Annotated in this window: 4 protein-coding genes; all 4 read right to left on the reverse strand. The window is 68.0% G+C overall.

What is annotated here, in order from left to right; translation table 11 throughout:
• Window positions 1–114: 114 nt before the first annotated feature.
• Window positions 115–954: a thymidylate synthase gene (locus DMC18_RS25050; protein ID WP_110117933.1), complete on the reverse strand. Its 840-nt coding sequence runs from the start codon at window positions 952–954 to the stop codon at window positions 115–117.
• 97 nt (window positions 955–1,051) lie between these two features.
• On the reverse strand, window positions 1,052–1,996 hold the full coding sequence (locus DMC18_RS25055; protein ID WP_110117934.1) for a CsgG/HfaB family protein: 945 nt from the start codon (window positions 1,994–1,996) through the stop codon (window positions 1,052–1,054).
• 145 nt (window positions 1,997–2,141) lie between these two features.
• On the reverse strand, window positions 2,142–2,696 hold the full coding sequence (locus tag DMC18_RS25060; RefSeq protein WP_110117935.1) for a DUF924 family protein: 555 nt from the start codon (window positions 2,694–2,696) through the stop codon (window positions 2,142–2,144).
• A 99-nt stretch (window positions 2,697–2,795) separates the two neighbouring features.
• Window positions 2,796–3,062, reverse strand: a 267-nt coding sequence (locus DMC18_RS27095; protein WP_233248301.1) for a hypothetical protein, incomplete at its 5' end; no start/stop codon positions are given.

The following is a 3,062-nucleotide window of genomic DNA, read 5'->3' on the forward strand; positions in this document are numbered from 1 at the left end:
CGTTGTCGCGGCCGATGACGCCGTTGAGCGAGCGGGCCACGGGGCCGAGCGTGAGGATGGGGGCGGTCATGGGCGACTCTTAGCCGCCCGCAGCCCGATCCGGAAGGTCGGGTTTCAGACCGAGACCGCGGCCTTGATGTGCGGGTGGGCCTCGTAGCCCTCCAGCTGGAAGTCTTCGTATTCGAAGGCGAAGAGATCGGTCTTGTCGGCGATCTTCATGGTCGGGAACGGCTTGGGCTCGCGGGTCAGTTGCTCGCGGGCCTGGTCCAGGTGGTTCAGATAGAGGTGGGCGTCGCCGAAGGTGTGCACGAACTCGCCGGGCTGGAGGCCCACGACCTTGGCGACCATCAGGGTCAGCAGGGCGTAGCTGGCGATGTTGAACGGCACGCCCAGAAACACGTCGGCGCTGCGCTGGTAGAGCTGGCAGCTCAGTTTTCCATCGGCCACGAAGAACTGGAACAGGCAGTGGCAGGGCGGCAGGGCCATGTCCTCGACGTCGGCCGGGTTCCAGGCGCTGACGATGTGGCGGCGGCTGTTGGGATTGGTCTTCAGGCCCTCGACCAGGTTGATGATCTGGTCGATCGAACCGCCGTCCGGAGTCGCCCACGAGCGCCACTGCTTGCCATAGACCGGGCCGAGTTCGCCGTTCTCGTCGGCCCACTCGTCCCAGATGCGCACGCCGTTGTCCTTGAGCCAGGCGATGTTGGTCTCGCCGCGCAGGAACCACAGCAGTTCGATGATGATCGAGCGCAGGTGCAGCTTCTTGGTGGTCAGGACCGGAAAGCCCTTCGACAGGTCGAAGCGGATCTGGCGGCCGAAGACGCCCAGCGTGCCGGTGCCGGTGCGGTCGCCGCGCTGCACGCCGTTCTCGAGGATGTCGGCGAGCAGGGCCAGGTACTGGCGCTCGGGATGGTCGGCGGCGGCTTTCGGGGCGTCGAGAACGGCGGTGGTCATGGGGCGCACAATCGCGACGAATCGAGCCCGTGGCTAATCACAAAAACGCCCCGCGCGGCGAGCCGGCGGGGCGTTCTAGTTCAGGTGGCGAAGACGCCTATTTCGACGGTTCCAGGCCCGTGTTCAGCACCCAGCCGACGTTGTCGTTCTCGTCGGCCACTTCCCACCACAGGTCCTGCTTCTTGCCGGTCGGATAGACGATGGCGCCGGCGGGCAGGGCGCGGATCAGCTTGCCGGCGGCCACCGGGGTTGCGCGCATGTTGACGACGCGGGTGGCCACGAAGGTCTTGGCCGGAGCGTTCTGGGCCGCCGCCGGGCTGTCGCCGACCAGGCCAAGCTCGCCGACCATTTTCGAATAGGAGTTGATGAAGGCCAGGGTGATGATGCGGCCGATCTCGGTGTCCTCGTAGCCGCCGCCGACCGCGCCGCCGAAGCCGATGCCGCCGCCCGCGCCCCAGCCGATGTCGTTCTTCACGGCGTAGCCTTCCTGCACGGCCACGGTCTCGGTGGTGCGGACGTTGGTCAGCGACAGGACGGTGTTGGCTTCCAGCTTCTTGGTCTTGATGCCGCCGACCAGGGCGCCGGCGCGACCGCCGATCAGGCCGCCGATGGCGCCGGCCACCGCGCCGCCGCCGGCGTTGCTGTCGCTGGCCTGGACCTCGGCCACCAGCACGTAGTCGGCCGCCTTGATCTGGCCCTGGCCGACGTTGGAGCCGCGCTGAAGGCCCAGATTGCCGCCGATGTTGCGCTCGATCTGGGCGGCGTTCAGGCCTGCGCCCCGGTCGACCAGGTTGAAGCAGCCCGACTTCTGGACGATGGCCCGCAGCAGCTTCTGCGGCGAGGCGAGGTTGTACTGGGTCCAGCCGCGCGGATCGTCGCCGTCGATGATCGACAGGGTGCCCAGCTTGCGCGAGCAGCGCGGCACCTCGGCCACGGCCTGGGTTTGGGCCTGCTGGGCCTTGCTGGCCTTGGCCTGGGCGAAGGCCTCGGCCGGAACGACGGCGCAGACGATCGCGCCCGCCGCCAGCAGGCATTTCTTCATCGACATGAACTTGGCCTCCAGAGCCCTCGAAAACTGCGTGCGAACACTACAGTACCGATTGCACGCAAGCCAAGCTCGCCCTGAGGCTGATCCCCAAAAGTGGGGAGCATTTACAATCTTCGGGCTCTCCGGATCGTGGAGAAGCCTATCCGGCGAAGCCGCCCTCGTCGAGGAAGGCCTGTTCGGCCGGGGTGGTTTCGCGGCCCAGGGCGACGTTGCGATGGGGGAAGCGGCCGAAGCGGGCGATGATGTCGCGGTGGATCAGCGCCCACTTCATCGGCCCCTCGTCGCCGGTGTCGGCCTGCAGGCCGGCGCACAGCTCGATGCACAGCTCCTGGTCGGCCAGGGATTCGGAGTGCTCGAACGGCAGGTAGAAGAAATAGCGCAGCTCGGGGGCGACTTCCTGGTCGAAGCCGGCGGCGATAGCGGCGCGGGCCACGGCGCGGGCCTTGCCGTCGGTGGCGTAGCCGTGGCCGCTGCGGCGGTAGAGGTTGCGCGGGAACTGGTCGAGCACGATGACCAGCGCCAGGGCGCCCTCTGGGCTTTCCAGCCAGGCGTCATAGTCGCCGCGCGCGGCCTTGTGGTGGGTGGGCTCGTACTTCAGGCGGATCGCCTCGTCGAAGGCGTGGTTCTTCTCGAACCACTTCTTGGGCCCCGCCTGGGTCCAGAAGCCGAGAATGTCCTGGGGCTGCGCGGCCATCGAATCCTCGCTGCGGGTTTCGTTCAATTGCGGTTCATGCACCGAGCGCGACACTGTCATCAAGGGATGAGCCACGGGCCGGCGCAAGGCCTATTGGAGCTAGAAATGAAACGTCTGATCACCGCCGCCATGATCCTGTCGCTGACGGGCGGCGCGGCGGCGCAGGCCGGTATCGCGGCCGTAGCCGCCCAACAGCAGGAACGAAGCGATCGCGACGATCGTCCCGCGCGTCCGGAGCGCGGTTCGCGCGGCGGCGACCAGGGCGGTCGCGGCCAACAGCAACAGCAGCAGCGCGGGGGCGAGCAGGCCGCTCGTCCCGAGCGCGCCGACCGTCCCGATCGCGGCGACCGCCAGGAAGGCGGCTGG

Origin of the sequence: Caulobacter sp. D5 (assembly GCF_003185805.1) — a bacterium.
Classification (GTDB): domain Bacteria; phylum Pseudomonadota; class Alphaproteobacteria; order Caulobacterales; family Caulobacteraceae; genus Caulobacter.

Coding starts and splice junctions, on each gene's coding strand:
- DMC18_RS25055 (WP_110117934.1), bottom strand. CDS start 1,996: ATGAAGAAATGCCTGCTGGCGGCGGGCGCGATCGTCTGCGCCGTCGTT.
- DMC18_RS25060 (WP_110117935.1), bottom strand. CDS start 2,696: ATGGCCGCGCAGCCCCAGGACATTCTCGGCTTCTGGACCCAGGCGGGG.
- DMC18_RS25050 (WP_110117933.1), bottom strand. CDS start 954: ATGACCACCGCCGTTCTCGACGCCCCGAAAGCCGCCGCCGACCATCCC.